29 protein-coding genes and 1 tRNA gene are annotated in these 25,777 nt (G+C 69.6%); 12 read left to right on the top strand and 18 right to left on the bottom strand.

Going from position 1 to position 25,777, the window contains the following annotated elements; all coding sequences use genetic code 11:
- Nucleotides 1–44: 44 nt before the first annotated feature.
- From BLT62_RS02420 to BLT62_RS02405, 4 genes are all read left to right on the top strand, one after another.
- A complete protein-coding gene (locus BLT62_RS02420; protein WP_172829760.1) occupies nt 45–1,475 on the top strand; it encodes a TrkH family potassium uptake protein in 1,431 nt (476 codons plus the stop codon).
- A complete protein-coding gene (locus BLT62_RS02415; RefSeq protein WP_083362624.1) occupies nt 1,468–2,139 on the top strand; it encodes a potassium channel family protein in 672 nt (223 codons plus the stop codon). Before BLT62_RS02420 ends, BLT62_RS02415 begins: the two co-directional genes overlap by 8 nt.
- A 100-nt stretch (nt 2,140–2,239) precedes the next feature.
- Nucleotides 2,240–2,881, top strand: a complete 642-nt coding sequence (locus tag BLT62_RS02410) for a TIGR00645 family protein (protein ID WP_197675158.1) — start codon at nt 2,240–2,242, stop codon at nt 2,879–2,881.
- Complete coding sequence (locus BLT62_RS02405; protein WP_083362623.1) at nt 2,878–3,600, top strand: TIGR00645 family protein; 723 nt, start codon at nt 2,878–2,880, stop codon at nt 3,598–3,600. The genes BLT62_RS02410 and BLT62_RS02405 overlap by 4 nt, the downstream gene beginning before the upstream one ends.
- An 83-nt stretch (nt 3,601–3,683) precedes the next feature.
- Here BLT62_RS02405 and proC read toward each other — a convergent pair whose 3' ends face one another.
- Nucleotides 3,684–4,523 carry a pyrroline-5-carboxylate reductase gene (gene proC, locus BLT62_RS02400; protein WP_083362622.1) on the bottom strand — a complete coding sequence of 280 codons (840 nt, stop codon included), beginning with the start codon at nt 4,521–4,523 and terminating at the stop codon, nt 3,684–3,686.
- Nucleotides 4,524–4,545: 22 nt separating this feature from the next.
- On the opposite strand from proC, the gene BLT62_RS02395 reads away from it, so the two are divergent.
- The gene (locus tag BLT62_RS02395; RefSeq protein WP_083362621.1) at nt 4,546–5,514 is read left to right on the top strand and encodes a cation diffusion facilitator family transporter; all 969 of its coding nucleotides are present in this window, start codon (nt 4,546–4,548) and stop codon (nt 5,512–5,514) included.
- A gap of 2 nt (nt 5,515–5,516) precedes the next feature.
- The gene (locus tag BLT62_RS02390) at nt 5,517–6,275 is read left to right on the top strand and encodes a glutamine amidotransferase (protein ID WP_083362620.1); all 759 of its coding nucleotides are present in this window, start codon (nt 5,517–5,519) and stop codon (nt 6,273–6,275) included.
- Nucleotides 6,276–6,471: 196 nt separating this feature from the next.
- Here BLT62_RS02390 and tadA read toward each other — a convergent pair whose 3' ends face one another.
- Complete coding sequence (gene tadA, locus BLT62_RS02385; RefSeq protein WP_083362619.1) at nt 6,472–6,942, bottom strand: tRNA adenosine(34) deaminase TadA; 471 nt, start codon at nt 6,940–6,942, stop codon at nt 6,472–6,474.
- Between the two features lie 63 nt (nt 6,943–7,005).
- Here tadA and upp point away from each other — a divergent pair, with 63 nt between their 5' ends.
- Nucleotides 7,006–7,638: a uracil phosphoribosyltransferase gene (gene upp / locus BLT62_RS02380; protein ID WP_083362618.1), complete on the top strand. Its 633-nt coding sequence runs from the start codon at nt 7,006–7,008 to the stop codon at nt 7,636–7,638.
- 32 nt (nt 7,639–7,670) lie between these two features.
- Here the strand turns inward: upp and BLT62_RS17580 are convergent, their stop codons facing one another.
- Complete coding sequence (locus BLT62_RS17580) at nt 7,671–7,898, bottom strand: hypothetical protein (RefSeq protein WP_156786217.1); 228 nt, start codon at nt 7,896–7,898, stop codon at nt 7,671–7,673.
- 389 nt (nt 7,899–8,287) lie between these two features.
- Between BLT62_RS17580 and BLT62_RS02375 the strand changes: the two genes are divergently transcribed.
- Nucleotides 8,288–9,001: a winged helix-turn-helix domain-containing protein gene (locus BLT62_RS02375; protein ID WP_083362617.1), complete on the top strand. Its 714-nt coding sequence runs from the start codon at nt 8,288–8,290 to the stop codon at nt 8,999–9,001.
- On the opposite strand, the gene BLT62_RS18065 is transcribed toward BLT62_RS02375, so the two are convergent.
- Nucleotides 8,998–9,315: a hypothetical protein gene (locus tag BLT62_RS18065; RefSeq protein WP_231919312.1), complete on the bottom strand. Its 318-nt coding sequence runs from the start codon at nt 9,313–9,315 to the stop codon at nt 8,998–9,000. The two genes, BLT62_RS02375 and BLT62_RS18065, sit on opposite strands and share 4 nt — an antisense overlap.
- A gap of 42 nt (nt 9,316–9,357) precedes the next feature.
- Entirely contained in the window at nt 9,358–10,290 is a 933-nt protein-coding gene (locus BLT62_RS02365; protein ID WP_083365262.1) for an NAD(P)/FAD-dependent oxidoreductase, read from the bottom strand.
- Between the two features lie 90 nt (nt 10,291–10,380).
- Here BLT62_RS02365 and BLT62_RS02360 point away from each other — a divergent pair, with 90 nt between their 5' ends.
- Nucleotides 10,381–10,974, top strand: a complete 594-nt coding sequence (locus BLT62_RS02360) for a helix-turn-helix domain-containing protein (protein ID WP_083362616.1) — start codon at nt 10,381–10,383, stop codon at nt 10,972–10,974.
- A gap of 301 nt (nt 10,975–11,275) precedes the next feature.
- Nucleotides 11,276–11,716 (top strand): MarR family winged helix-turn-helix transcriptional regulator, encoded by a 441-nt coding sequence (locus tag BLT62_RS02355; protein WP_083362615.1) that lies wholly within the window; start codon nt 11,276–11,278, stop codon nt 11,714–11,716.
- A gap of 497 nt (nt 11,717–12,213) precedes the next feature.
- Here BLT62_RS02355 and BLT62_RS02350 read toward each other — a convergent pair whose 3' ends face one another.
- Nucleotides 12,214–12,573, bottom strand: a complete 360-nt coding sequence (locus BLT62_RS02350; protein WP_156786216.1) for a hypothetical protein — start codon at nt 12,571–12,573, stop codon at nt 12,214–12,216.
- A gap of 145 nt (nt 12,574–12,718) precedes the next feature.
- Between BLT62_RS02350 and BLT62_RS18275 the strand changes: the two genes are divergently transcribed.
- Nucleotides 12,719–12,847 carry a hypothetical protein gene (locus tag BLT62_RS18275; RefSeq protein ID WP_269457794.1) on the top strand — a complete coding sequence of 43 codons (129 nt, stop codon included), beginning with the start codon at nt 12,719–12,721 and terminating at the stop codon, nt 12,845–12,847.
- 163 nt (nt 12,848–13,010) lie between these two features.
- Nucleotides 13,011–13,985, top strand: a complete 975-nt coding sequence (locus BLT62_RS02345) for a methyltransferase family protein (protein ID WP_083362613.1) — start codon at nt 13,011–13,013, stop codon at nt 13,983–13,985.
- 70 nt (nt 13,986–14,055) lie between these two features.
- Here the strand turns inward: BLT62_RS02345 and BLT62_RS02340 are convergent, their stop codons facing one another.
- The 12 genes from BLT62_RS02340 to BLT62_RS02285 form a co-directional block, all read right to left on the bottom strand.
- Nucleotides 14,056–15,768, bottom strand: coding sequence for an MDR family MFS transporter (locus BLT62_RS02340; RefSeq protein ID WP_083362612.1), 1,713 nt, complete (start codon nt 15,766–15,768; stop codon nt 14,056–14,058).
- A 45-nt stretch (nt 15,769–15,813) separates the two neighbouring features.
- Nucleotides 15,814–16,467, bottom strand: a complete 654-nt coding sequence (locus tag BLT62_RS02335; protein ID WP_231919311.1) for a TetR/AcrR family transcriptional regulator — start codon at nt 16,465–16,467, stop codon at nt 15,814–15,816.
- 81 nt (nt 16,468–16,548) lie between these two features.
- Nucleotides 16,549–17,403 carry an aggregation-promoting factor C-terminal-like domain-containing protein gene (locus BLT62_RS02330; RefSeq protein WP_083362610.1) on the bottom strand — a complete coding sequence of 285 codons (855 nt, stop codon included), beginning with the start codon at nt 17,401–17,403 and terminating at the stop codon, nt 16,549–16,551.
- A 255-nt stretch (nt 17,404–17,658) separates the two neighbouring features.
- Complete coding sequence (locus tag BLT62_RS02325) at nt 17,659–19,428, bottom strand: AMP-binding protein (protein ID WP_083362609.1); 1,770 nt, start codon at nt 19,426–19,428, stop codon at nt 17,659–17,661.
- A gap of 77 nt (nt 19,429–19,505) precedes the next feature.
- Nucleotides 19,506–20,000, bottom strand: a complete 495-nt coding sequence (locus tag BLT62_RS02320; RefSeq protein WP_083362608.1) for a nucleoside deaminase — start codon at nt 19,998–20,000, stop codon at nt 19,506–19,508.
- A gap of 215 nt (nt 20,001–20,215) precedes the next feature.
- On the bottom strand, nt 20,216–21,592 hold the full coding sequence (locus BLT62_RS02315; RefSeq protein WP_083362607.1) for an O-acetylhomoserine aminocarboxypropyltransferase/cysteine synthase family protein: 1,377 nt from the start codon (nt 21,590–21,592) through the stop codon (nt 20,216–20,218).
- The gene (locus BLT62_RS02310) at nt 21,570–22,793 is read right to left on the bottom strand and encodes a MalY/PatB family protein (RefSeq protein ID WP_172829612.1); all 1,224 of its coding nucleotides are present in this window, start codon (nt 22,791–22,793) and stop codon (nt 21,570–21,572) included. Before BLT62_RS02310 ends, BLT62_RS02315 begins: the two co-directional genes overlap by 23 nt.
- Before the next feature lie 122 nt (nt 22,794–22,915).
- Nucleotides 22,916–22,988 (bottom strand) — tRNA-Arg (locus tag BLT62_RS02305).
- Nucleotides 22,989–23,027: 39 nt separating this feature from the next.
- Nucleotides 23,028–23,432, bottom strand: a complete 405-nt coding sequence (locus BLT62_RS02300) for an MmcQ/YjbR family DNA-binding protein (RefSeq protein ID WP_083362605.1) — start codon at nt 23,430–23,432, stop codon at nt 23,028–23,030.
- 9 nt (nt 23,433–23,441) lie between these two features.
- A complete protein-coding gene (locus BLT62_RS02295; protein ID WP_083362604.1) occupies nt 23,442–23,834 on the bottom strand; it encodes a VOC family protein in 393 nt (130 codons plus the stop codon).
- Between the two features lie 51 nt (nt 23,835–23,885).
- The gene (locus tag BLT62_RS02290) at nt 23,886–24,779 is read right to left on the bottom strand and encodes a carbohydrate ABC transporter permease (protein ID WP_231919310.1); all 894 of its coding nucleotides are present in this window, start codon (nt 24,777–24,779) and stop codon (nt 23,886–23,888) included.
- Nucleotides 24,776–25,747, bottom strand: coding sequence for a carbohydrate ABC transporter permease (locus tag BLT62_RS02285; RefSeq protein WP_172829611.1), 972 nt, complete (start codon nt 25,745–25,747; stop codon nt 24,776–24,778). The genes BLT62_RS02290 and BLT62_RS02285 overlap by 4 nt, the downstream gene beginning before the upstream one ends.
- Nucleotides 25,748–25,777: the final 30 nt, after the last annotated feature.

The following is a 25,777-nucleotide window of genomic DNA, read 5'->3' as shown; positions in this document are numbered from 1 at the left end:
CGACACAGCGCGTGTCCGGCGGAGAGGAATAGATCGGTATGGCGATGCGCCAACTGCGTGCACCGCTCAGGTTGAGCTCCGTACCCGGGCGTATCCGCGACGGTGTCGACCACTTCGCAGGCCACTCTCCGTCACGCTTCGCGATCGCCATCTTCACCGCGCTCGTCATGCTGTTCACGCTGCTCTTCTCGCTGCCGATTGCGGCCGAGAACGGGCAGGTCACCGCGCTGCCGGATGCCCTGTTCACCGCCGTCTCGGTCATCTGCGTCACGGGCCTCTCCACGGTGAACATGGCCACGCACTGGTCGGACTTCGGCGACGTCCTCGTGTTCATCGGCGTCAACGTCGGCGGCATCGGCGTGTTGACGCTGGCCTCGATCCTCGGCATGGTCATCTCGCGCCGCCTCGGGCTGCGCGCCAAACTGCTGGCGGCAAGCGACAGCAACCCGTCCCGCATCCACGTCGGTCCGGTGAATGAGGGCCAGACGGTGCGCCTCGGCGAGGTGGGCAACCTGCTCGCGACCGTGGCGGTGAGCGCCCTCGTCATCGAGGCCGTCGTGGCGCTGATGCTGTTCCCCCGCATGCTTGCCGTCGGCGTGCAGGCGGGCGAGGCCGCCTGGCACAGCCTCTACTACGCGGCCATGGCGTTCACCAACACCGGCTTCAACCCCAACCCCGAGGGCCTGACGCCGTGGGCCGACGACTACTTCTTCCTCTCGGCACTGATGGTGGGCGTCATCCTGGGCGCCATCGGCTTCCCGGTGATCTACGCCCTGGTGCGAGGCTGGCGGCGCCCCCGCCGCTGGTCGGTGCACGTCAAGCTGACGCTCGTGACGTTCGGCCTGCTGCTGGCCGCCGGCGGCCTGCTCTACATCCTGCTCGAGTTCGACAACCCGAAGACCTTCGGCGGCCACGGCGCGGCAGAGACAATCTTCCAGGCCTTCTTCCTCTCGGCGATGACGCGCTCCGGCGGTTTCGCCACGATCAACATCGCCGACCTGCACGGCTCCAGCCTGCTCGTCAGCGACATGCTCATGTTCATCGGCGGCGGCTCTGCGTCCACCGCCGGCGGCATCAAGGTCACCACGCTGGCCGTCCTGTTCCTGGCCGCCTTCGCCGAGGCCAGGGGCAACGAGTCGATGGAGGCCTTCGGCCGCCGCATCCCGCGCGACATCCTGCGCCTCGCCGTCAGCGTCGTGCTCTGGGGCGCCACCATCGTCGCCGTCTCCAGCATCGCCATCCTGCAGATCACGAAGGCGCCGTTCGACTACGTGCTGTTCGACGTGATCTCGGCCTTCGCCACCTGTGGGCTCTCGACGGGGCTCACCGCCGACCTCCCCCCGGAGGGCGTCTACATCATGGCCGCCACCATGTTCATGGGCCGGATTGGTACAGTAACACTCGCGGCAGCCCTGGCATCCAGCGAGCGCCGCCAGCTGTTCAAACGCCCAGAGGAGAGGCCCATCGTTGGTTGATCGCAATAGACACGACGCCCCGGTGCTCGTGATCGGCCTCGGCCGCTTCGGTGCGGCAACTGCCGGCCAGCTCGACCGGCTCGGCCGCGAGGTTCTCGTCGTCGACGACAGCGCCGCCCTCGTGCAGAAGTGGGCGGAGCGCGTGACGCACGCCGTGCAGGCGGATGCCCGCTCCATCGACGCGCTGCGCCAGATCGGCGCGCAGGACTTCTCGGTCGCGGTCTGTGCCGTCGGCTCCTCGGTCGAGGCCAGCGTGTTGATCACGGCGAACCTCGTCGACCTCGGCATCCCTCAGATCTGGGCGAAGGCCATCTCGCAGTCGCACGGAAAGATCCTGGAGCGCATCGGCGCCAACCACGTGATCTACCCGGAGGCGGAGGCCGGCGAGCGCACCGCCCACCTGGTGAGCGGCCGCATGCTCGACTTCATCGAGTTCGACGACGACTTCGCCCTCGTGAAGATGTACCCGCCGAAGCCGATCCGCGGCAAGTCGCTGACCGACTCCGGTGTGCGCACCAAGCACCGCATCACCGTCGTCGGCGTGAAGAGCCCCGGCCGCCCGTTCACCTACGCGACGGCCGACACCGTGATCTCCAACCACGACCTCATCATCGCCTCCGGGACCGAGGGCGACCTCGAGCGTTTCGCGGCCCTCGGCACCTGAGAACGGGCCGCCTAGGGCTGACTATCGGCAGCCTTTCGCTGAGCGTTAGCCATGTATTAACTGTGCGTTAGCTGGGCAAAATGCGCTCATAATTGGGTAAGTGAACGCACGACAAGGCCCCAAAACTTCCCGTTTCAAGAACCCCCTCGCCCAATGGGCGAACGCCATCGGCTACCTCATCTTTCTCAGCCGCTGGCTGCAGGCGCCGCTCTATCTGGGCCTGATCGTCGCGCAGGGGCTCTACGCCGCCGTGTTCATCAACGAGCTGATCGGCATGAGCGACGCGGTGCTCTCGGACCCGATGGACATCGACGCGAACGCGGTGATGCTCGGGGTGCTCGGGCTGATCGACGTCGTCATGGTCGCGAACCTCGTGATCATGGTCGTGGTCGGCGGCTACGAGACGTTCGTGTCCAAGATCGACACCGGCGAGTCCCAGGACCGGCCGGAGTGGCTGAGCACCGTCAACGCGAACGTGCTGAAGACGAAGCTCGCGATGTCGATCGTCGGCATCTCGTCCATCCACCTGCTGAAGACCTTCATCGAGGTCTCCAACCTCGGCGGCTCGGGGCACGGCGCCACCGAGACGTACACCGTCTCCGGCGTGCTCTGGCAGTCGATCATCCACACGATCTTCATCGTCTCCGCGATCAGCCTCGCCTGGATCGACCGCTGGGGCGCGATGGCCGAATTTGAAGAACGCGAACTTGTAATCGAAGAGACCGAGGCAGGAATCCGATGAACCCCGCAACCCCCACCCCCACCATCGGATCCCGCTGGACGAACTCCGTCGGCAGCCTGATCTTCCTCAGCCGCTGGCTGCAGGCCCCGCTCTACCTCGGCCTCATCGTCGCCCAGCTGCTCTACGTGTTCCAGTTCATGGGCGAGCTCTGGCACCTCGCCGAGCACGTGGTGACCGACCCGCGGAAGGCGGAGCAGGCCGTCGTCATGCTCGGGGTGCTCGGCCTCATCGACGTGGTCATGATCGCCAACCTGCTCATCATGGTGATCATCGGCGGCTACGAGACCTTCGTCTCGAAGCTGAATCTCGAGGACAGCCGGGATCGCCCGGAGTGGCTCTCCCACGTCAACTCGAACGTCCTCAAGACGAAGCTCGCGATGTCGATCATCGGCATCTCCTCGATTCACCTTCTGAAGACGTTCATCGAGGTGAACGATCTCGGCGCCGAAGAGGTGGAGAACCTGACCGGCGAGGTCTACTCGGAGGCCGGCGTGCTCTGGCAGGTCGCCATCCACACCATCTTCATCCTCTCCGCCCTCGGCCTGGCCTGGATCGACCGCTGGCACAACAAAGACGCGGCCCGCAGCCGCCGCCTCATGATCAAGGAGCGCAAGCTCGGGATCTTCCACGCGGGCCCCGACGCCGGAGCCCGGGAGATCGCGGAACTCGAAGCGGCCGTTGGCGGCCCCGAGCTCGTCGATTCCTCGCCCCGCTCGTAAAGCGCAACACGAAACGGCCTGGCGGTGCACCGCCAGGCCGTTTTGTGTGCTCGGACTCTCTCGGCCCAGCTGCCGCGGAGCGGCTAGCCGGCGGCGAGCTCGCGGGCGCGGGCGAGCGCGGCATCCGTCGCCTCGTCGAACAGGGCGCTCAGGCCGGCCTGCTCGAGCACGGCAATGGCCCGCTCTGTGGTGCCCTTCGGGCTGGTGACCCGGCGGCGCAGCTCGGCCGGGCTCTCGCCGGAAGCCGCGAGCAGCTCGCTCGCGCCGAGGAAGGTGTCGTTCACCATCAGCGCGGCCTGCTCCGGGGTGAACCCCTTCGCCACGGCCGTGGCCGTGAGCTGCTCGATCAGGTAGAAGACGTAGGCGGGGCCGGAGCCCGAAATCGTGCTGAGCGGGTCGATCTGCTCCTCGGGGATCACCAGCACCGAGCCGACGGTCTCGAACAGGGCCACGGCGAGCGCCAGCTGCTCGGCGGAGGCGCGGGTGCCGGCGGCGAGCCCGGTGACGGCCCGCCCGACGACGGCGGGGGTGTTCGGCATGGAGCGGATGACGGCGACAGACTCCGGCAGCAGCGACTCGAAGGTGGCGATCGTGACGCCGGCGGCGACGCTGATGACGAGAGTGCCCGGCTCGAGCGCGTCGGCGATCTCGCGGAGCAGGTCGGGCACCATCGCGGGCTTCACGGCGACGACGACGATCTGCGCGCCGCGCACGGCGGCGCGGTTCGCCTCGGGGTCGTCCTCCGTCGCGAACGCCGTGACGCCCTCCAGCGCGGCGGACTCTGCGGCCCGTGCGGCCGTTCGGTTGGTGGTGCGGATGCCGCCGGCGACGACGACCTCTGGCTTCAGCAGCCCCGCGATGACGGCACCCGCCATCGATCCGGCACCGAGGAACGTGATTGCAGGCAGGTGTGTAGTGGTCACGCCACCATCCTAGGATTACCCCATGAGTGCATCGGGTGGAAACAAGGCGATCATCGCGGCCTTCCTCGCTAATACGGGTATCGCCATCACCAAGTTCATCGCGGCAGCCCTCTCGGGCTCCTCCTCGATGCTCGCCGAGGGTGTGCACTCCGTCGCCGATGCCGGCAACCAGTTGCTCCTGCTGCTCGGCGGGCGCAAGGCCAAGCGCAAGGCGAACGCGGAGCACCCCTTCGGCTTCGGACGCGAGCGCTACGTCTACGCCTTCGTCGTGTCGATCATCCTGTTCTCCGTCGGTGGCGTGTTCTCGCTCTATGAGGGCGTCAGCAAGCTGCAGGACCCGCATCCGCTCGACCCGGCCTGGTGGTGGCTGCCGATCGTCGTGTTGCTCATCGCGATCGTGCTCGAGTCGTTCTCGCTGCGCACCGCCGTGCGCGAGAGCAACCACGTGCGCGGCAAGCAGGGCTGGGTGGCGTTCATCCGCCACTCCAAGGCCCCCGAGCTGCCCGTCGTGCTGCTCGAGGATGTCGCGGCCCTCTGCGGCCTCGTCTTCGCCCTCATCGGCGTCGGCCTGACCGCGATCACCGGCGACGGCCTCTATGACGCCATCGGCACCCTGTTCATCGGCCTCCTGCTCATCGCCGTCGCCGTTGTGCTCGGAATCGAGACCAAGAGCCTGCTCGTGGGCGAGGGCGCGAACCCCGCGGATGCCGCCGCCATCGAGGACGCGATCATGGCCGGCACCGAGCACGAGGGCATCATCCACATGAAGACGCTCTACCTCGGCCCGGAGGAGCTGCTGGTCGGCGCCAAGATCGCCTTCCCGGCCGGCAAGCGCTTCTCCGACGTCGCGCACGACATCGACGCGATCGAGGCCCGCATCCGCGTGGCCGTCCCGACCGCCAGGGTGATCTACCTGGAGCCAGACGTCTTCTCGAAGTTCAACGGCCCCAACCCGCCGACCGACACCATCGTGATCAAGGGCCTCGAGTAGCCATGGCCTCCCTCGATTCGGCTGCACCCTCCACGCCGGATGACGCAGGCGTCGGCGACCGGCTGCGCATGGCGCTCGTGCTGCGCCACGACGAGACGATCCACCTCGGCAACCTGGAGCCGGTGCTGCGCGAGCACGGCTACGCGCTGACGGTGCTCGACACCCCGGGCGCCGACTTCTCGGCCGTTGACCCGGCCGCGGCCGACCTCGTCGTCGTGCTCGGCGGCGACATGGGCGTGTACGAGAGCGCGGAGCACCCGTACCTCGTCGACGAGATCGCCCTGATCCGCGCCCGGCTCGAGGCTGAGCGGCCGGTCTTCGGCGTCTGCCTCGGCGCGCAGCTGATGGCGGAGTCGCTCGGCAGCACGGTCTACAAGGGCCCGAGCAACGAGATCGGCTACCGCAGCGTCGAGCCCACCGTCGAGGGTGCCAGCTCGCCGGTGCGCCACATCGCCGGGGTTCCCGTGATGCAGTGGCACAGCGACACCTTCGAGCTGCCGGAGGGCGTGACCCGGCTGGCCGGCTCTCCGGAGTACCGCAACGAGGCGTTCGGCATCGGCAACTGGGCGCTGGCCGTGCAGTTCCACCCCGAGGTGACGCCGGAGATGCACGAGCGCTGGCTCGAGGACAGCGCGGAGGCACTCGCAGCTGAGGGCGTCGCCGCGGACACGCTGCGGGCCGAGAACGAGCGCTACAACGCCACGATGCAGCAGGCCTCGCGCCGGCTGTTCAGCGAGTACCTCGACGGCATCGCCGAGTAGTGCCGGCATCGGGCGCTGTTGACTTCGGTCGCCGGCGCTCCCTCGAGCCAACGGGGAGCCCCCTCTCCCGCTGGTCGAGTAGGCCCGCCAGGGCCGTATCGAGACCCCGACACCACCGGAAACCGAGCCTCGTGCGAGGTCTCGATACGCTCGTTCCTCGCTACTCGGCCGACGGGGAGGCCAGCCCGCGCGACCGCTAGGGCCGGCGGGCGGGGTCGGCGAAGAAGTCGGTGAGCAGCGCCGAGCACTCGGCCTCCTCGACGCCGGCGAACACCTCGACGCGGTGCTGCAGCCTGCGGTCGCGCAGCACGTCGTAGACCGAGCCGGATGCCCCGGCCTTCTCGTCCCAGGCGCCGAAGACGACGACCGGCAGCCGGGCCGCGAGGATCGCGCCGGCGCACATCACGCACGGCTCCAGGGTGACCACGAGCGTGCAGCCCTCGAGCCGCCAGTCGCGCCGCGCCGCGGTCGCCGCCCGCATCGCCACGATCTCGGCGTGCGCGGTCGGGTCGTTGAGCAACTCCCGCTCGTTGCGCCCGGAGGCGATCACGGAGCCCGTTTCATCGAGCAGAACCGCCCCGACCGGCACGTCGCCGGTGGCCAGTGCGCCCCTCGCCTCGGCGATGGCGCGCCGCATCCACTCGCTGTGCAGGGCCTGCTGGCTCATGTTCTCCTCCCGGAGGGCCGTTTTCGCCTCATTCCGAGGCGCGGTCGAACTAAGATTGAGCCTATGCGAGTACACGTTGCAGACCACCCGCTCATCACGCACAAGCTGACGGTGCTGCGCGACAAGAACACCTCGTCGCCGGTGTTCCGCTCACTCACCGAAGAGCTCATGACGCTCCTCGCCTACGAGGGCACCCGCAATGTGCGGGTCGAGCCGGTCACCATCCAGACGCCCGTCGCCGAGACCCAGGGTGTGCGCATTGGCGACCCCAAGCCGCTGATCGTTCCGATCCTGCGCGCCGGCCTCGGCATGCTCGAGGGCATGGTCAAGCTCGTCCCCACCGCAGAGGTCGGCTTCCTCGGTATGGCCCGCGACGAGGAGACCCTCGAGCCGACCACCTACGCCGAGCGCCTGCCCGACGACCTCTCCGACCGCCAGTGCTTCGTGCTCGACCCGATGCTGGCCACCGGCGGCTCCCTGGCCGCGGCCATCGAGTTCCTGTTCCAGCGCGGCGCCAAGGACGTCACGGCGATCTGCATCCTCGGCACCCCCGAGGGCCTGGAGGCCGTCGAGAAGGCCATGGCCGGCCGCGAGATCACCATCGTGCTCGGCGCCCTCGACGAGCGTCTCAACGAGCACGGCTACATCGTGCCGGGCCTCGGCGACGCCGGCGACCGCCTGTACGGCACCGTCTAGGAACCCCCTCTCACGGATGCCGCGGCATCCGTTCACGCCGCCGCCCAGCCTGCGCACCGCCAGGCCGGGCGGCGGCGTTTCCGTCGCAATGCAGCTTCTTCGCCTTGCAACGCGCCGAACGTGATACTGGTCACGAAAATCCGATGAATTCGTGTTTCATCGTCGATTCTTTCGCAGATGCCCTCGTTGTCATGGATCATGCCGCCTCGCCCCGTGCGCACCGCACACCATGCGTGCCATAGCGCGTCATTTTCGGTCACTGAATTGACACCCGGCGTAACACTCGCTTAACTACAGCCATGACAACGAACGCTCACCCCCTGACCTCCTTCGAGGCACAGAGGACTACCGGGATGATGATGCCCGGTGGTAACGCTTCGTTCTGTCGAATGTGCCGCTGACCCGCGAACCACAGTCGAGAACGCTCTGACCGGGCCACGCCCCCGATCGGTCGAACTCCCGAAGCCCCGCACACGGAGCGCTTCGTACCGGTGACGGCCTCTGAACGCCGCCTCACCCGCAGCTTCGCTGCTTCGTTCTCGAACCCTCAGGTCGCCAATGAACGCCGACCCGCTGGGCCCTCCACAGGGCCGCGGTGAGCGCGTCTGCGCGGGGTTCCACGCGTCTCACATCATCAGAAGGACACCCCATGTCGATCGCACAGCTCTCCCCCGCTCCCCTCACCTCCGCCCGCGCTGAGCTCTCGCTCGCCCCGGCACCCGTCGCCGCCCCGGCCCCGCGCATCCGCGCCGTCCCCGAGGGCACAGAGGCCCGCGGCTTCGTGCTCTACGTCGGGCTCGACGAGGCCAAGGCCGCCGCGGAGGGCACCAGCCTGCACCGCCTGGTCGAGGCACTCAAGGAGCTCGCCGGCGAACTCGCCCCGAGCGCCCAGACCTACGCCGCCGTCGCGCTGGCCCCGCAGGGCTCCGGCGGCCGCGACGTCGACGTCGTGCGCCTCGCACTGCAGGACCCGGCTGCGCTGGCCAAGCACCGCCAGCAGGAGGACACGGACGCCGCCGACCGCCACCCGGCCGGCGTGATCGTCGACATCAGCCGCAAGCGCGTGCTGCTCGACGGCGACGCCGCCGCCCTCACCTATAAGGAGTTCGAGCTGCTGCAGTACCTCGTGTTGCGCGAGGGACGCACCATCGACCGCGCCGAGCTCATCGGGTCGCTCTGGAACGCTGACGAGGACGAGGCGCCCAACGAGCGCACCATCGACGTGCACGTGCGCCGCCTGCGCTCCAAGCTCGGCGGCTACGAGGACATCGTGCGCACCGTGCGCGGCATCGGCTACCGCTTCGACCGTCACGCCGACGTCTCGATCCGCCAGGCCTCCACGCCCAGCCCCGACTTCTTCTAGAGCCGAGGGCCGCCGGCCCAACGCCCGCGGAGGGACAGGTACCCGCGCAGGAGCTGCGGCACGACCAGGTACGCGGCGAGCGGCACGACGACGATCGAGAGGACGAACGCGCGGAGGACGGGGTTCCACCCTCCCGCGAACGGCTCCAGAACGTAGAAGCCCAGGGTGACGAGCGGGAAGATCGCCAGCCACGTGATCAGCGCCCGCGCGTGAACCGACGGCGGGCGCGGGGGCTGGGTTCCGGCCTGCTGGGTTCCGGTCGGCCGGATTTCGGTTGGCTGGGTTTCGGTTGGCTGGGGGACGTTCTCTGACATGCTGTCTGCCTTTCGTGGGTGATTCGGAGCGGGGCGGGCTGGTCAGCCGGCGGATGCGAGGTCGAGGTCCTTCTCGAGCAGCCAGCCGTTGATCGCGATGGCCGACGCGCTCCCCGCGCCGGCCGCCGTGATGACCTGAGCGCCCGGCGTGACCACATTGCCGGCCGCCCAGACCCCCGGAACGCTGCTCTGGCCGCTGGCATCGACGGCGACGAGCCCCGAGCCCTGCTCGGTGGCGCAGCCGAGTGAGCGCAGCAGCGCATCGTGGGGGCGCGGCCGCGGGGCGATGAAGGCGGCGTCGCAGGCGATCGTGCGCCCATCCTCGAGGAGGACGGCGTCCAGCTCTCCCGGCTCGCCCCGGAGCCCGGACGCGATTCCGGTGACCAGGTGCACGCCGAACGCCTCCAGCCGGTGCCGCTCGGGCTCTGTCAGCTCGATGCCGTTGCTGATGAGCGCCACCCGCTCGCTGTAGCGCCGCAGGAGTCCGGCCTGCTTGATCGACATCGCCCGGGCCGGGCCGCCGATCACCGCGATGGCCTGGCCGCACACCTCGTAGCCGTGGCAGTAGGGGCAGTGGTGGACGAGTGTGCCCCAGCGCTCCCGCAGGCCCTCCAGCTCCGGGAGCTCGTCGCTCAACCCGGTGGCGAAGAGCAGCGCCCGCCCGCGCTCGACCGAGCCGTCGGCCATGGTCACCGCGAAGCCGCGGTCTGCACTCCCCGCGACCTCCGTCACCTCCCCCGCGCGCAGCACACCGCCCGCCGCACCGACCTCGCGCCGGGCCAGCGCGGCCAGTTCCGCCGGCGGCATCCCGTCCCGCGAGAGGAAGCCGTGCACGTCCGCTGCAGCCGCATTGCGGGGCGCTCCGGAATCGATCAGCAGCACGTCGGCCTGGGCTCGGGCCAGCACGAGTCCGGCGCTCAGCCCTGCCGCGCCCGCTCCGAGAATGATCACATCGTGGTTGGTCGTTGTCGTCATGGTCACCACCTCCGTGCTCACACTCGCACCGCCGGCATCGAAACGGGGACTTCTGTTGCTGAAATGGCAACAGGCTGCTTGGATGGGCAGATGAGCGCCACCCTCAGAGTCGCCGCCGAACTCGAACAGATCGCCCCACGGCTCCGCCGCATCCGCCAGCAGGGGGATCTCACCCTGGACGAGCTGTCGGTTGCGACCGGCATCTCCAAGAGCACGCTCTCCCGGCTGGAATCCGGCCAGCGCAAGCCGAGCCTCGAGCTGCTGCTGCCGATCGCCGCAGCGCTGGGCGTTCCCCTCGATCGGATCGTCACGGCCCCGCGCATCGAGGACCCCCGGGTGCAACGGGCGACGACGCGCGCCGACGGCCGCATCCTCACGCCGCTCTCGGCGCACCCGGGCGAGCCGCAGGCGTACAAGGTCGTCATCCCGGCGTCAGAACAGACGGTCGACCTCAAGACGCACACCGGGCACGAGTGGCTGTACGTGCTCTCCGGGCGCCTCCGGCTCGTGCTCGGCGAGCACGACATCGTGCTCGGCGCTGGCGAGGCCGCCGAGTTCGACACGCGGAATCCGCACTGGTTCGGGTCGACCGGCGCCGGCGCCGTCGAGATCCTCAGCATGTTCGGAAAGCAGGGCGAGCGCCTCCACCTCCGCGCGCGCAGCACCGCCAACCCGGCGCAGTAGCGCCCTCCGAGTGGGCTGTCATGCGCCGCGCAGCAGGCACCGAACCAGCACAGAGGAAACTCTCAGAGAAAATAACGATCCGATAACTAGCTTTCGTTACCGCTTCGTTATATATTCAAAGAGCGCCAGTTGTTTGCTGTGGCAGCTGGCGCAGAATGTGATTGCAGGACACTCTTGGTGCAAAGGGAGAGGGCCGGTCGTTAGCCTCAACGACCGGCCCTCAGTCCGTTAACTGCCGCTCCCGGAAGCCCAGTTGTGTGCCGATCGCCCCGACTGCCTATCCTTATTCAGGGGAGGCGAAATGAGCCACAGGGCCGAAGCAGTCGCCGCATGGGAGTCGCTGTTCCGTGCGCAGGTCACCGTCATGCGCACACTCGCGGCCGAGTTCCCCTCGCGCGAGATCTCGCTGAACGAGTACGACGTGATGTTCACGCTCTCGCTGCACCCCGAGAGGCGGCTGCGGCTGCGCGAGCTGAACCGCCAGATGCTGCTCACCCAGCCGAGCGTGAGCCGCCTGGTCGACCGGATGAGCGCCCGCGGGCTGCTCGAGAAGGAGCACGACCCCCACGACGGGCGCGGCACCGTGATCGTGCTGACGGATGCTGGCTACGAGCTGTTTCGCCGGGTGGCCGTCTCGCACATGGACTCGATCACCCGCCGTGTCGGCGGCGCGCTCGATGACGACGAGCTCCGCCAGCTCACCGCCCTCTGCGACAAGCTGCGCGGCGCCGGCCCGGCCTGACCCGGCCGTCCGTCTCCGGCGATCCGGTGTGGACAGACCCGGACAGACCCGGCTACCCGCCCCCGAGCATGACGGTGGGGCGAAGGCCCTACCCCCCGCCCCACCGCGGCATTCCCTCGCGGGATGCCCCTCACACAGGCAACCCGAACATTGCCAGGTGAGTCGCGATGCACCCACGCGTCATGCGAAGTGGGTGCCCGGCCGTGTGGCGGGCTGCCACGGGCCGCGGGCGTCGTCGAGGTATGGACGGCGCGACGCAGGGCTGCGGGCGGCGGGCACGCGCCGTCAACGCGCGTACTGACTTCTGGAGTTCGGGCTCCATAGCCTGCGTGCCTTTCGGGTCGGCGACAGCGGCTTCGCGCACCGACCGTGCGGGCGGAGCGTTAACGCGTCATCGTGCGCGAGCGTTGGGCCCGCGCACGATGATGATAGCTCTGCTGCGCCTCCGACGGATAGCGCCGACGGGGATCTGCTGGGGGTGCTGTCGGCCCGCGTGGCTAGACGGCCGCGGCGAGCTCGCTGGCGGCCTGCTCGAGGCCGGACAGCCACGCGGACTCGAGGGCCTCGCACTCGTCGGCGCTGAGCTCGGCGCGGAACGCCGCGACCAACCCCGCCCAGCGCACGGCCGACTGGGCGCGCACCTTCTCGCCCGTGAAGCCGGATTCGCGCACGGCATTGAGGAAGCTCTCCTCGATGCGCGCCGCCACGGCGCCACCCTCGTCGAGGCGGGCGACGTTCTGCCGCCCCTGCCGGTAGGCCTGGCCGCGAGCGGTGCGCTGCGCTGCGGCTTGTGCTGATGCGATCAGCGCAATCTCCTCACTGGTGAGCGACTCCACTCGTTTCAAAAATGCGTCCACAACGTACTCCTCTCTCGTGAACCGTAACGGCCTACCATAGCAACTTTCGGGGGCTTTTTTGCTGGTCAGATACAAGATGCTTTCGTACAGGGAATGGGCTATGGTCTTCGGAAGCTCATCGAGCCAGAAGAAGGAGAGATGTCTCATGGCAGACAAGTCACCCAAGGCCAGCAACGCCAAGAAGGCCCCGCAGGCCTCGCTGAAGGACAAGCGCGCAGCAAAGCGCGAGGTCAAGGCCGACACCGGATTCCTCAAGCAGCGCAAGGGGCACTGACCCCAGCGCCGCCCCAACACATGTCGAGACCCGGGGCGGATGCCGCATGGCATCCGCCCCGGGTCTCTGCCTGTCCGGACGCCTGCCTGCCCGAACGCCCGCCTGTCCGGACGCCTGTGTGTCGGCGCGCACGCCCGCGCCCGGCCGCCCCTAGGCTGGGCCCATGCCAGCCCCCGGCCGCTCCCGGTTGAGCCCGTTCACGCCCGGGTTCCGCGGGGGCGCGCGCCTCGGGCGGGCCTACTTCGCGGCGCAGGCCGCCGCCGGGGCGCTCTGGTGGATCGGGGTCTTCAGCTCTGACGCGGTGCGCACGGCGACCCTCGGCGGGCTGGATGCCGTCGCCATCGCCGCCCTCGACGTGCCGCTGTTCGTGGCGGCATCCGCCCTCGTCGCGGCCGGCATCCGCGCCGCGCTCTGGGTGCTCGTGCCCTGGACGGCGATCGTGACCGCCGGGATGGCGCTCTACGCCACGGTGACCGGACTGGCCGGCTGGGGCGGCCTGCTCATGCTCGCCGCTCTGCTCGGCACGGCAGCTGCCGGCTTCCTCGTCACGGCGGGCTGGATTCCGGCCGCGCGCCTGGTTGCGGGCCCGCTCGGCTTCCGGCTGGCACGCCCCGCGGCACCGCGGGTGCAGCTCGGCCGCACGGCCGGCCAGATCGTCGTGTTCTGGGGGCTGTTCCTCGGGGTGATCCCCGCCGCGATCGTTTTCGTGGAGGGGCGCTGGCAGCTGGGCCTCGACGCCCCACTCATGGTGCGGCTCGCCGGTGGGGTGCTGCTCGCCGCCGCGAGCGCGCTCGGGCTCTGGGCGGCGTTCACCATGTCCACCCGGGGCGAGGGAACGCCGCTGCCGTCGGCGATGCCCCGCAGGCTCGTGATCGCCGGGCCGTACCGGCTCGTGCGCAACCCCATGGCCGTCGCCGGCATCGCGCAGGGCGTCGCCGTCGGACTGCTGGCGGGCTCCTGGCTGGTCGTTCTCTACGCGCTCAGCGGCTCCGTGGTCTGGAACTACCTGGTGCGCCCGCTCGAGGAGGCTGACCTGGCGGCGCGCTTCGGCGCGGAGTTCGACGCCTACCGGCGCGCGGTCGCCTGTTGGGTGCCGCGCCGGCATCCGCTGCCCGCATCGGTCTCTGCCTCCAGATGACAGTTGAGCGTGTTCCCGGGCATCGGGAACACACTCAACTGTCATTTCGGCGCGCGCGGCGCGGTGCGGGCTAGGCGCGCGGGGCGTCCGCCTCGTCCGGTGCACCGGGGCCGGTGGCGATGGAGCCGGTGCTCACTCCGACGGGATCCGCTGCGGGGTCCAGGTCGGCATCCGCACCGGCATCCGCAACGGCACCGGCTCGCTGGGCGGCCTCGAGGGCCTCGGCCTCTGCCCCACCGATGGCCTCGCCGCGGGCGACCATTCCGGCTTGGTCGGAGAGCGGAACCTGCTTGAGGAACAGCGCGAAGACGAAGGCGATCAGGATGAACGGGATCAGGTACCAGAACACCGGCGCCAGTGAGTCGGCGTAGGCCGTGACGATGGCATCGCGCACGGGCTCCGGCAGCTTCGCGAGCGTCTGCGGGTCGAGCGAGGCCGCCGCGCCGCCGGCATCCGCCGCCCCCGAGCCGGCGAAGATGTCGGTGAGCTTCTCAGACAGGCGCGAGGCGAACATGGCACCGAAGATGGCGACACCCAGCGAGGCGCCCACCTCGCGGAAGTAGTTGTTCGTGCTGGTGGCGGTGCCGACCATCTCGGGGTCGACCGCGTTCTGCACCACGAGCACGACGACCTGCATGATCAGGCCGAGGCCGGCGCCGAACACGAACAGGTAGACGCAGATCAGCCAGATCGGAGTGGAGGCGGCCAGCGACGTCATGGCGACCATGGCCGCGGCGGTGACGAGCGCACCGACGATCGGGTAGAGCTTGTACTTGCCCGTCTTGGTGATGGCCAGGCCCGACCAGATCGAGGTGCCCATCATGCCGACCATCATCGGCAGCATGAGCAGGCCGGATGCGGCAGCAGACGTGCCGGAGGACATCTGCAGGAACGTCGGCACGAAGGCGATCGCCGAGAACATGCCGAGGCCGAGGGTGAAGCCGATGGCGGTGGCGTTGATGAAGATCGGGTTGCGGAACAGGCCGAGCGGGATGATCGGGTCCTGGGCGCGCGACTCCACCCAGACGAAGGCGGAGACCGCGGCGAGGAAGCCGGCGCCGAGCATCCACGTCTCGAGGGCGCCCCAGCCGAAGTCGGACTTGCCGCCGAAGTCGGTGAAGAAGATGAGCAGGGTGGTGGCCAGGGAGAGGGTGACGACGCCGGCGACGTCGACGCGCTTGGTCGCCTTCTTGCTCGGCAGGGTCAGCGTGAACCAGGCGATGGCGAACGCGGCGATGCCGATCGGGATGTTGATGTAGAACGCCCACTGCCAGGTGAGGTGGTCGACGAAGAAGCCGCCGAGCAGCGGGCCGGCGATGGCAGAGAGGCCGAAGATGGCGCCGAGCGGGCCGAGGTACTTGCCGCGCTGGGACGCGGGCACGATGTCGGCGATGATCGCCTGGGAGAGGATCATCAGACCGCCGCCGCCGAGGCCCTGCATGGCACGGAAGACGACGAAGGTCCAGAAGTCGGGCGCGAACGCGGCGCCGACGGAGGCCAGGGTGAACAGCGCGATCGCGATGAGGAACAGGTTGCGGCGGCCGAGCACGTCGCCGAACTTGCCGTAGATCGGCATGACGATCGTGGTCGCCAGCAGGTAGGCGGTGGTGATCCAGGCCTGGTGCTCAACGCCGCCGAGCTGGCCGACGATCGTCGGCATGGCGGTGGAGACGATGGTCTGGTCGAGGCTGGAGAGCATCATGCCGGCGATGAGGGCGCCGAAGATGATCCAGATTCGTCGTTGCGTGAGCAGCAGCGGTTGCTCGGTTGATGCGGCGGTCATGCGCTTCTTTCGTCGTGTCGTTCAGAGGGAGGCTGGGGTGGCCGGCTACCGGCGGAGCGCGGCGGCGAAGAGCGCGGTCGCGGCGTCCGCCGAGCTTGTCAGGTGTTCGATGAATGAGATGTCGTTGCCGGGCCGGAAGAAGAGTGCGGCGGCGCGGCGCACGATGGCGGTGAGCACGGCGACGGCCATCTCGGCCACCGCGTCGCCCCCCGGCAGGCCCTCGCGGGTGGCGATGACGCCGACGAGCAGGCGCTCCATCTCCGCACCCTCGCGGAGGAACTTGCCGAGCAGCTGCGGCTCGCGGGCGATCACGGCCTCCGGCGGCGTGATGTCGGCGCCCTCGTCGCGGAACTGCCCGAGGGTCACGATCACCATCTCGAGCAGGTCGTCCAGCAGCGTCGGGGAGAGGCCGACGCAGTCGGCGGGCCGGGCGTTGATGAACTCGGTGAGCGCCTCGGCGTCCAGGCCGTCGTCGCGGTGGCCGATGACGGCTTCTTCCTTGGAGGGGAAGTAGTTGAAGAAGGTGCGGCGGGAGACGCCGACGATCTCGCAGAGCTCCTCGACGGTGAATCCGTTCAGGCCGTGCTCGACGGTGAGCCGGCGGGCGTTGGCGGTGAGCTCGCGGCGGGTGCGGCCCATGCGCCGCTCACGCAGGCCTGGCGTTGCGGCATCCGCTGGGCTTTTTGCACTCTCAGACACGAAGTGCAATTATGCACGAAAGTGCCCGGAGTGCAAAAACAGCGCCCGGAGCATCTCCGGGCGCTGTCTTGTGGTGCGGGCCTAGTACCAGTTGACCGACTGCGAGTGCGACCAGGCCGAGGCGGGGCTGCCGTAGACGCTGGCGATGTACTCCAGGCCCCAGGCGATCTGGGTGGCGGCGTTGCTCTCCCAGTCGGAGCCGGCGCTGGCCATCTTGCTGCCGGGCAGCGACTGCGGGATGCCGGTGGCGCCGCTCGACGCGTTGTACGCGGTGTACGACCAGCCGGACTCCTTCTGCCAGAGCTTCTCGAGCGCGGCGAACTGGTCGTCGCCCCAGCCGTACTTCTCGGCGGCCATGGCGCGGGCGACCGTCCGGGCGCCCTCCGGGGTGTTCGCGTATGCCCGGTCGGCGGCGGCGGCCTGCGCGGCTGCAGCCTCGGCTGCGGCACGCTCGTGCTCGGCGACGGCGGCCTGCACGCTGCCGATCTGCGCCTGGGTCTGCTCGATGAGCCCGGTGACCTCGTCGACGGCGAGCAGCTCGAAGCCCTCGAGCGAGGCGACGGATGCCGCCAGCGGGGCCGTGTCGACCTTGCCCTCTGCGCCGGCCAGGGCGACGCCGGCGGCATCGATCGTGGCCGCGGCATCCTTCTTGGTGTGCGCGGCGATGAGGTTGCCGTAGACGTCACGCCCCTCGTCGTTGAGCGACGCGCTGGCGTTCAGCATCTCGGTCTCACGCTGGGCGGCCTGGCTCTCGGAGGCGGCGCTGATCGCAAAGGTCGAGCCGACGATCGCGCAGGTGGCGAGCACACCGCCGGCGATGAGCAAGCGGCGGCGGGCTACGCGCGTGGCCTTCAAGCGGCGCCGCGAGCGGGCGGATTCTTCGACGGAGTCGGGGCGGCTCGGGGCGGCTGTGGGGGCAGGCGAGTGGTGAAGCATAACGGGAGCGGTGATCCTTCGTTCGGCGGGGCGCTGTCAGGCGCAAAGCATCAAGGCTGGTCGACGAAAATGGACGAAAGCTCATTTTTGGCTGGGCAAAGCATCCAAACGCATGGATTCCGGCGGCCGCGCGCCCGCCGCGCCGGCGCGGCCCCGGCAGTCCAGGCCGCCCCGCCGCGGCGACCGCCGAGCGGGCGCGCCGAAGACGGCGCCGGGCCGCTCTCGCCCGCCACCGTGCGGATCTTCCGCCGGGACTCAGCCGCGCTTGAGCCCCGGGAAGTCCTCTTCGCGCCACTCGCCCGGCGCGCGCAGGCCGGCCTCGGCGGCATCGATCTCGCGCTGGCGCAGCTCAACCCTGCGAATCTTCCCAGAAGCGGTCTTCGGCAGCTCGAAGAACTCGATCCGGCGCACCCGCATGTACGGCGGCAGGGCAGCGCGGGCGTGCGCGAGCACCGCGAGGGCGGTCGCCTCGTCGGCGACGACGCCGGCGGCCAGGGCGATGTAGGCCTTCGTGATGTTGAGCCTGGTGGCATCCGGGGCCCCCACGACGGCGGCCTCGGCGACGGCCGGGTGCTCGATCAGCACGCTCTCGACCTCGAAGGGCGAGACCTTGAAGTCGCTGGACTTGAAGATGTCGTCGGTGCGGCCGATGAAGGTGAGCGTGCCGTCGGCGGCGCGGGACGCGACGTCGCCGGTGTGGAAGAAGCCGCCGCGCATCGACTCGCGGGTGCGCTCGGGGGCGCCGAGGTAGCCGGTCATGAGGTTGAGCGGCCGGGTGGCGAGGTCGAGGCAGATCTCGCCCTCGTCGCCCGCGGTCGGCTTGCCGGTGAGCGGGTCGATCAGCGCGACGTGCACGCCGGGCAGCGGGCGCCCCATAGCACCGGGAACGATCGGGTTGCCGGGGGTGTTGCCGATGAGCGCGGTGGTCTCGGTCTGGCCGTAGCCGTCGCGGATGTCCAGCCCCCACCACTCGCGGATGCGGCCGATCACCTCGGGGTTCAGCGGTTCGCCCGCCGACAGCAGCTCGCGGAGTGCGTGCGGCTTGACCCGCACCTCGCTCTGGATCAGCATCCGCCAGACGGTCGGCGGCGCGCAGAACGTCATCACGCCGGCGCGGTCCAGCTGGGCGACGAGGGCGGCGGCGTCGAAGCGGGCGTAGTTGTAGACGAAGACGGTGGCGCCGGCGATCCACGGGGCGAAGAAGCTGCTCCAGGCGTGCTTGCCCCAGCCGGCGGAGCTGATGGCCATGTGCACGTCGCCGGGCTGCACGCCGAGCCAGTACATGGTGCTCAGGTGCCCGACCGGGTAGGAGAGGTGGCTGTGCACGACCATCTTGGGCAGGCTGGTGGTGCCGGAGGTGAAGTAGATGAGGGCCGGGTCGTCGCTGCCGACGGTGTTCTCGATGGCGGATGCCGGCGCGGCCGCCGCATCGGCCATGTCCAGCCAGCCGGCGGGAGCAGCGGTCGCGCTGCCGGCCGCCCCGGCGCCCACGCAGATGCCGCGGTAGTCGCCCGGCACGTCGGCGAACTTGGCGGCATCCGTCGGGTCGGCGATGACGAAGCGCACGGCGGCCCGCTCGACGCGGTCGGTCAGCTCGGCCGGTCCGAGCACGACGGAACTCGGCAGGATGACGGCGCCGAGCTTGAGCACGGCGAGCATGGAGTCCCAGAGCTCGACCCGGTTGCCGAGCATGAGCATGACCGCGTCGCCGGGGCGGACGCCCTCTGCACGCAGCCAGTTGGCGAGGCGGTTGGAGCGCGCGCTCAGCTCGGCGAAGCTGTAGCGGGCCTCGCGGCCGTCCTCCTCGACGATCCAGAGCGCGGTGTCGTCGTTGCCGGTGCCGTCGGGGCCGGCGGCCAGCACATCGAACCAGTGCTGCGCCCAATTGAAGTCGGGGCCGACATCCGGCCAGCGGAACTCGGCGCTCGCCCGCGCCGAATCGGTGCGGAGTTCGAGGAGTTGGTCGCGGGCCGCCCACAGTGCGGTGGTTCCGGGGTGTTCGCGGGTGCTCTCTGCTGCGGCCATTGTTCTATTCTGCCGCGCTTCGCTTTCGAGGCGGTCCCCCAGCAGCTCAGCGACTGCCCATGGCGGCCGTCAGTGGCCTACTCGACGCCCCGCAGTCGCGCATGGAGCCCCCGGACCTCCGCGCTCAGCTCGGCGTCCGGCCCGGCAACGGCGACTGCCGGGGCAACCGTGTTCACCGGCAAGGGAGCGACGGGGCCCGGCGGGATCCCCCAGTCGCGGTACCACTGCGAGAGTTGCGCGCTGCTGCTGGCATAGACGATCCGGCCGAGCCCCACCCAGGCATGCGCCGCCGCGCACATCGGGCAGTGCTCACCCGAGGTGTACACCGTCGCCAGGGCGCGTTGCGCGGGGGTGAGGTGGGTGGCGGCCCAGCGTGCAATCTCAAATTCCGGGTGCCGCGTGTGGTCACCGCCGGCGACCCGGTTGCGGTCCGCGAATCGTTCTTCGCCGTCCTGGTCGACGAGGATCGAGCCGAACGGCTCATCCCCCGCGTCGAGCGCCTCGTGCGCCAGGTCCACGCACCGGCGCAGGTGCCGGCGGTCCCGTTCCGTGAGTGTCGAGGAGATCGTCATGACCCCCACCCAATCACGTTTGGCCCGGAGCCGCCCGCCTCACGGGGTGGGGAGTGTGGGCGCTCTTCGGCTGCTTCCTGCTCGGCACGGGCAGAAACGGGATCTCACGCAGCCGCGCGGGACGGATGACGATGACACCCTGCTGCCTCGTCCAGGCCGCGCTCACCCTCGCCGTCGCGCTCGCCTGACCGGCCGGCGGGCGGTCACGGCCGGGGCTACCGCAGCAGCGCCACCCGGTCGAGGCCGCGGCGCAGGTCGGCGAGCAGGTCGTCGACCGACTCGATACCCACCGAGAGGCGCAGCAGGCCGGGGGTGATGCCGAGGCGCTCGTTCAGCTCGGTGGGGAAGGACCCGTGGGTGCTGGTGAGCGGGTGCAACACCATCGACCGGGTGTCGCCGATGCCCGTCATCCGGCTGAACACACGCAGCCCGTCGGTGAAGGCGCGCGCGCCCTCGATGCCGCCGGCGGCTGTGAAGGCGAACACCGAGCCGGTGCGGCCGTTGTAGTCGCGCTGTGCCAGCTCGTGCAGCGGGCTCTCCGGCAGGCCGGCGTAGTCGACGCCGACGACCTCGGGCTGCTCGGTGAGCCAGCGGGCGATGGTCTGCGAGTTCTCGACGTGGCGGTCCATCCGCAGCGACAGCGTCTCGATGCCCTGGTGCAGCAGGAAGCCGTTGAACGGGGAGAGCGAGGGCCCGATGTCGTTGACGACGGCCTCGCGCACGTACTGGGCGTACGCGGTCGGCCCGAAGCGGTCGAGGTAGGAGGCGGCCCCCGGCCGGGGCGGGTCGGTGAGCAGCGGATAGCGGCGGCCGGTCGCGCCCCAGTCGAAGCGGCCGCCGTCGACGATGACCCCGGACACCCCGGCGCCGTGGCCGGAGAGGAACTTCGTGCTGGAGTGCACCACGATGTCTGCGCCGTGTTCGAACGGGCGCATCAGGTAGGGCGTGGCGACCGTGTTGTCGACGACGAGCGGGATGCCGTGGCGGCGCGCCACCTCGGCGATTCGGGCGATGTCGACGACGTCGTTGCGCGGGTTCGGGATCGTCTCGGTGTAGATCGCCTTGGTCTCGGGCCGGATGGCCCGCTCCCACTCGGCGTCGTCGTCGATGTCCCAGACGTAGTCGACGCTCACGCCGAAGCGGCGGAAGCTGCGGCCGAAGAGGATTCGGGTGCCGCCGTAGATGCTCGAGGTCGACACGATGTGCTCGCCGGACTCGGCCAGCGCGAGCAGGGCCGCGGTGATCGCCGCCTGCCCCGATGACACCGCGACGGCGGCGGTGCCGCCCTCCAGCGACGCGATCCGCTGCTCGGCGACGGCGTTCGTGGGGTTGCCCTGACGGGAGTAGATCGGGTTCTGCGACTCACCGGCGAAGCGGGCGACGCTGTCGTCGAAGGAGTCGAAGACGTAGCCGGCGCTCAGGGTGATCGGGGGCACGCGCGCCCCGCGGTTCTGGTCGGAGTAGTCGCCGGCGTGCACCTGCCGGGTGTCGAATCCGCAGCCCTCCCAGTCGAACAGGGGCGTCGCCGGGGCCAGCGGCGCGGCCGCGGCAAGCTCGGCCTGGCGGCTCTCAGGCAGTTCGTTGTACGGCATCGCCGGCTCCTTCGGTAACGAGAATTGCGGCGCCTGCGTCATCCGTGGCGACCTGCGCGACGAGAGCGGCGATGCGGGTGATGGCCTCCCGCAGGGTGTCCGGGGAGCAGGCGAGGTTCAGGCGGGCGAAACCGGCGCCCCCGGTGCCGAACGCGGCACCGTCGTTGAGCGCGACGCGAGCCTCGTGCAGGATGCGCGTGTAGGGCGAGGCGCCGAGCCCCAGACCGCGCAGGTCCAGCCAGGCGAGGTAGCCGGCGCTCGGGCGGTGGTAGACGGCGGCGGGCAGCTGGGCGCGCAGCAGCTCGTCGAGCAGGCGGTCGTTCGCCACGATCCGCTCGACCGTCTCGTCGAGCCAGTCGGTGCACGAGAACGCGACGATGTTGGCGTGCAGGCCCAGGATGCTGGTGCGGCACGCCACCTCCTCTGGCAGCAGGTCGAGCAGCTGGGCGGTGGCGGCATCCGCCGCGATGATGAGCGCGCACTTGGCCCCGGCGATGTTCCATGCCTTGCTGGCAGAGGTCACCGTGGCCGCCCGCCCGCCGGCGGAATCCGCGATCGGCGCAAACGGCGTGAAGGTGACGCCTGGGTGCGCGAGCGGCGCGTGCACCTCATCGGAGAGCACGAAGACGTCGTACCTCGCCGCGAGGCGTGCGAGTTCGGCCAGCGTGGCCGGGTCGTGCACCAGCCCGTGCGGGTTGTGCGGGTTGCAGAGCAGGAAGGCGTCGACGCCGCCCGCGAACTCCCGCTCCAGCGCGACCAGGTCGATCGCCCAGGCGCCGCCGACCTCCACCAGGGGCACCTCCACGACGGATGCCGCCGCCTCCTCGACCAGTTCGTAGAAGGGCGGGTACACCGGCGGGGTGAACGCGACCCGCCCGCCGCGCGGCAGCACCAGCCGCAGGGCCTCGACGATTCCCACGCTCACATCGGTGGCCAGGTGCACAGACGCCGGGTCGACGGTCCAGCCCCACCGGTCGCCGGCGAAGGCGGCGAAGGCCGGGGCGAGCTCGCCGGGGCCGTCGAGGTAGCCGATGTCGGAGCTCCGCACCCGCTCGACCAGCTTGTCCACAATCGCGGGGGCGACGGCGTAGTCCATCTCCGCGACGAACAGCGGGAGCACGTCGGCGGGGAACCGGGTCCACTTGATGCTGCTGCGCTGCTGCCGGAGTGTGTCGGTCGGCGGACACGGGAGGGTGTTCATCAATCCAGCATCGCGCAGCCCCGTGACCGGCGCGATGGGCGCTGTCATCATTCGACACACGCTGCCGGCGTCGCGGGAAACAAAAAACCCCCGCAATCGCGATGATTGCGGGGGTTTGTCTGTGCGCCCGGAGGGATTCGAACCCCCAACCTTCTGATCCGTAGTCAGATGCTCTATCCGTTGAGCTACGGGCGCATGTTGGGCATCTGGGCGAGCTAGGCGCTCAGAAGCAACTTAGTTACTATAGCCCGAGCCGCGCGGTCTCGCCAATTCGAGCAGTCGCGCCTGGCGTGTCACGGCCACCTGCCGGTACGAGGTCTCGATCAATTCGGCCAGGAATTGCCAGTCGGTGCGCGGCTGATCGAAGTCGATCGCGAGCCACTTTGCCCCGTCGTAGTAGGGCGCGTGGAAGAACCGCTCGTCCTGCTCCAGGGCAGGGTGCTCGTCCGGGTCGGTCTTGAAGACGATGGAGTACGGCCGCTGCATCGAGGAGCCCACATGCACGAAGATCGGCTTGCGCGCCCGGAAGGTGGGCCGCCCCCAGGCCTCGACCTCCACCGCCTCTGGCAGGTCGAGGCAGAGCTCACGCACCCGCTGCACGAGCGGGTCGCCGGGTTCGAAGAGCCGCGGGTGCTCCATGCCGACAGACTAGGCGCTCGGCTCGAGCATCTCCACCAGCACGATCTCGTTGCCGTAGAGATCCTTCACGTGCGCCCAGCGGGAGTCGGCGTCGGCGCCCGGTGGTTGCGCCGGCAGCGTGCCGATCGAGGCCAGGCGGGAGAGCGCGGCATCACGGTCGTCGACGTAGAGCACGCCCAGCGGATGCCCGCCGGTCTGCGCACCGACCAGGTGCTCGTCGCCGGGCAGCACCCGCATCAGCCAGAGGCCGGTCTCGCCGCCGGTGCCGAGGTGCAGCAGCCGGAATCCTCCCTCCCCCGGCTCGTCGAAGAGCACCTCGAAGCCGAAGCCGTCGCGGTAGAAGGCGATCGCCTCGTCGTAGTCGCGCACCAACACGACCGTCCTGCCCCAGTGCGTGCCCATCCGCGCTCCCGCCGATCGTGGTGCGGCCACTCTAGCCGGAGGCTCCCTCGCTCAGCCCTTCACGGCTCCGCCCATTCCGGCGCTGCGCAGGAACATGTTCTGGAACAGCACGAACAGCACGATCGGGATCAGCGTCGAGATGGCCAGCGCCGCCAGGTAGACGTCGAGCTCGATCGTCTGCTGCAGGGCAGGCAGGCGCACCGAGAGCGGCTGCACCTTGGGGTCGGCGAGCACGAGCGACGGCCAGAGGAAGTCCTTCCAGGCGGCGATGATCGCGAACACCGACACGACGCCGATGATGGGCTTGGACATCGGCAGCACGATCGACCAGAACAACCGGAACGGCCCGGCCCCGTCGGTGCGGGCCGCCTCGAAGATCTCGGGTGGGAGGCCGTCGAAGAAGCGTTTGACGAGCACGACGTTGAACGCGCTCGCCCCGGCCGGCAACCAGACCGCCCAGAAGGTGTTGATCAGCGAGATTCCGAGGAACGGCACGTTGAGGATGGTGAGGTAGAGCGGCACCAAGAGGACAACGGCCGGCACAAACAGCGTGGCGACGACCATGCCGTTCAGCACGGGCGCCCAGCGCGGCTTCAGCACGGCGAGCACGAAGCCGCCGGTCGTGGCGACGATCAGCTGCACAGCCCAGGACCCGAGTGCCACCCACACCGTGTTCATGAACTGCACGTCGAGGCCGATGGTGTTCCATGCCGTGCTGAGATTGGCCCAGTCCACGCCGTTCGGGAAGATCGCCATCGGGGTGCGGAGCGTGTCCTGGGTGGGTGTGATCGCCGCCTTCGCCAGCCAGAGCAGCGGGCCGAGGCCGGAGACCATGAGCACACCGAGCAGCGCGAGGTGGCTGAGCCGAAGCGGCCGGCGCACGCCGGGCTTGCGCCAGTCGGAGACGGAGACGATACCGCGGTCGGTATCCGGTGCGGCGGTCAATTCTGGCTCCAGGATTTGGTGAGGCGGAAGTAAACAAGGGAGAGCAGCGCCAGGAAGATCGCCAGCATCAGGCTGAGTGCCGTCGCCGCGCCGTAGTCGCCTCCGAGGCTGTTCTGGAAGGCGTAGCGGTAGATCAGCAGCAGCACGGTGACGGTGGAGTTGGCCGGGCCGCCGGCGGTGAAGAGGAACGGCTCGAGGAACACCTGTGCGGTGCCGATGATCTGCAGGATGAAGGTGATGAGCAGGATGCCGCGCAGCTGCGGCAGCGTGACGTGCCAGACCTTGCGCCAGATGCCGGCCCCGTCTACCTCGGCAGCGTCGTAGAGCTCGGGCGCGACAGAGGTGAGCGCCGCCAGGTAGATGATGACCGTTCCACCGGCCGCCGCCCAGGTCGCCTCGAGCACGAGCGAGGGCATCGCCATGGTGGCGTCCTGGATCCACGGCTGCGGCGGAATCCCCACCCAGCCGAGAATCGTGTTGAACACGCCGGTCGGGCTGGCGTCGTAGAAGAACTTCCAGAGCAGCACCGCCACGACGGGCGGCACGACGACCGGGAGGTAGGCGAGCGCGCTGTAGAGGCCCTTGGCCCGGCGCACCTCGCTCATCAGCACGGCGGCGATGAGGGGCAGCGGGTACCCGAACAGCAGCGCGAGCAGGGCGAACCAGGCGGTGTTCTGCACGGCCGTGTAGAACACCGGGTCGTTGAACACTTTCAAGAAGTTGTCGAGGCCGACGAAGGTGGGGTCTGTGACGAGGTTCGTCTTCTGGAAGCTCATCACGAAGGCCCGCACGATGGGGAACCAGGCGAAGATGCCGAAGATGAGAAGCATCGGCAGGGCGAACAGCAGGCTGCCGAGGCCGCCGCCGCGCAGCCAGGTGAACGGGGTCCTGCGTCGCACGCGACGCGACGCCCCCGGCGACTCCGGTGGAGCAGCGCTCTCGATCGGTGGATGCTCAAGCAGGCTCATGCTGACTCTCTCTGGCGTGGTGCGTGAAAC

This window comes from Microterricola viridarii, assembly GCF_900104895.1.
Lineage (GTDB): Bacteria > Actinomycetota > Actinomycetes > Actinomycetales > Microbacteriaceae > Microterricola > Microterricola viridarii.
Note: the sequence above shows the minus strand (reverse complement) of the source record. Positions and strands in the feature narration are given on the sequence as shown.

Coding starts and splice junctions, on each gene's coding strand:
- BLT62_RS02355 (WP_083362615.1), top strand. CDS start 11,276: ATGAGCCACAGGGCCGAAGCAGTCGCCGCATGGGAGTCGCTGTTCCGT.
- BLT62_RS02295 (WP_083362604.1), bottom strand. CDS start 23,834: ATGGGCACGCACTGGGGCAGGACGGTCGTGTTGGTGCGCGACTACGAC.
- BLT62_RS02325 (WP_083362609.1), bottom strand. CDS start 19,428: ATGGCCGCAGCAGAGAGCACCCGCGAACACCCCGGAACCACCGCACTG.
- BLT62_RS02310 (WP_172829612.1), bottom strand. CDS start 22,793: ATGAACACCCTCCCGTGTCCGCCGACCGACACACTCCGGCAGCAGCGC.
- BLT62_RS18275 (WP_269457794.1), top strand. CDS start 12,719: ATGGCAGACAAGTCACCCAAGGCCAGCAACGCCAAGAAGGCCCCGCAG.
- BLT62_RS02365 (WP_083365262.1), bottom strand. CDS start 10,290: ATGACGACAACGACCAACCACGATGTGATCATTCTCGGAGCGGGCGCG.
- BLT62_RS02285 (WP_172829611.1), bottom strand. CDS start 25,747: ATGAGCCTGCTTGAGCATCCACCGATCGAGAGCGCTGCTCCACCGGAG.
- BLT62_RS02340 (WP_083362612.1), bottom strand. CDS start 15,768: ATGACCGCCGCATCAACCGAGCAACCGCTGCTGCTCACGCAACGACGA.
- BLT62_RS02375 (WP_083362617.1), top strand. CDS start 8,288: ATGTCGATCGCACAGCTCTCCCCCGCTCCCCTCACCTCCGCCCGCGCT.
- BLT62_RS18065 (WP_231919312.1), bottom strand. CDS start 9,315: ATGTCAGAGAACGTCCCCCAGCCAACCGAAACCCAGCCAACCGAAATC.
- BLT62_RS02360 (WP_083362616.1), top strand. CDS start 10,381: ATGAGCGCCACCCTCAGAGTCGCCGCCGAACTCGAACAGATCGCCCCA.
- BLT62_RS02405 (WP_083362623.1), top strand. CDS start 2,878: ATGAACCCCGCAACCCCCACCCCCACCATCGGATCCCGCTGGACGAAC.
- BLT62_RS02345 (WP_083362613.1), top strand. CDS start 13,011: ATGCCAGCCCCCGGCCGCTCCCGGTTGAGCCCGTTCACGCCCGGGTTC.
- BLT62_RS02320 (WP_083362608.1), bottom strand. CDS start 20,000: ATGACGATCTCCTCGACACTCACGGAACGGGACCGCCGGCACCTGCGC.
- BLT62_RS02390 (WP_083362620.1), top strand. CDS start 5,517: ATGGCCTCCCTCGATTCGGCTGCACCCTCCACGCCGGATGACGCAGGC.
- BLT62_RS02395 (WP_083362621.1), top strand. CDS start 4,546: ATGAGTGCATCGGGTGGAAACAAGGCGATCATCGCGGCCTTCCTCGCT.
- BLT62_RS02300 (WP_083362605.1), bottom strand. CDS start 23,432: ATGGAGCACCCGCGGCTCTTCGAACCCGGCGACCCGCTCGTGCAGCGG.
- upp (WP_083362618.1), top strand. CDS start 7,006: ATGCGAGTACACGTTGCAGACCACCCGCTCATCACGCACAAGCTGACG.
- BLT62_RS02420 (WP_172829760.1), top strand. CDS start 45: ATGCGCCAACTGCGTGCACCGCTCAGGTTGAGCTCCGTACCCGGGCGT.
- tadA (WP_083362619.1), bottom strand. CDS start 6,942: ATGAGCCAGCAGGCCCTGCACAGCGAGTGGATGCGGCGCGCCATCGCC.
- BLT62_RS02315 (WP_083362607.1), bottom strand. CDS start 21,592: ATGCCGTACAACGAACTGCCTGAGAGCCGCCAGGCCGAGCTTGCCGCG.
- BLT62_RS02330 (WP_083362610.1), bottom strand. CDS start 17,403: ATGCTTCACCACTCGCCTGCCCCCACAGCCGCCCCGAGCCGCCCCGAC.